Origin of the sequence: Frankia sp. AgKG'84/4, assembly GCF_023242965.2 — a bacterium.
Lineage (GTDB): Bacteria > Actinomycetota > Actinomycetes > Frankiales > Frankiaceae > Frankia.
Map to the genome: position 1 here is coordinate 1 of NZ_JALKFU020000704.1, position 553 is coordinate 553.

The 553-nt window shown below is 74.7% G+C and carries 1 protein-coding gene; it reads left to right on the plus strand.

The features are described from left to right. Positions 1-228: 228 nt before the first annotated feature. Positions 229-553: hypothetical protein (locus MXD58_RS24710; protein ID WP_250610050.1), on the plus strand; the 325-nt coding region annotated here is incomplete at its 3' end.

Genomic DNA, 553 nt, shown 5'->3' on the forward strand with positions numbered 1-553 from the left:
TGGGCTGGGAACCGAAGGTCGGGTTCGAGGAACTGATCGCGATGATGGTCGACTCCGACCTCGCCCTCGAATCCGACCTGGCGGGCAAGGCGCTGACGATCCGGTGAACACCGGTCCCCGGACGAAGCACACCACCCGCCACCCGCCAGGGGTGAAACGGCCAGGGGTGGGGTACTCCGCGGCACCGGCCGGGGATCACGTCCGGGTGTCTCGTCCGGGAGGGCTCTCGTGACCCGCAACACGGTCCCGCCGGGGGACGAATCGGCCACCACCCGGCGGGCGGCACCGCACCGCACCGCGGGCCGACGTCCGCATCGCCCCCTCGGTCTCCCCCGGCGCACCCCGGCAGCGCTCGTCGACGAAGAGGGCACCAGCGAGGTGGGCACCGACGAAGCGAAGGCCGACCGGATGAGGGCCGGCGAGGTGCTGGCGGCCGAGGTGAACGCCGACGCGCGATCCGCCGACCGGCTGGGCCTCGCCCCTGGCGAGCCGGCGGGCCCGCACCCCCTGCCCGCCGGCGTCGTTCCCTCGCCACCGGCGTCCGACCGTGAGC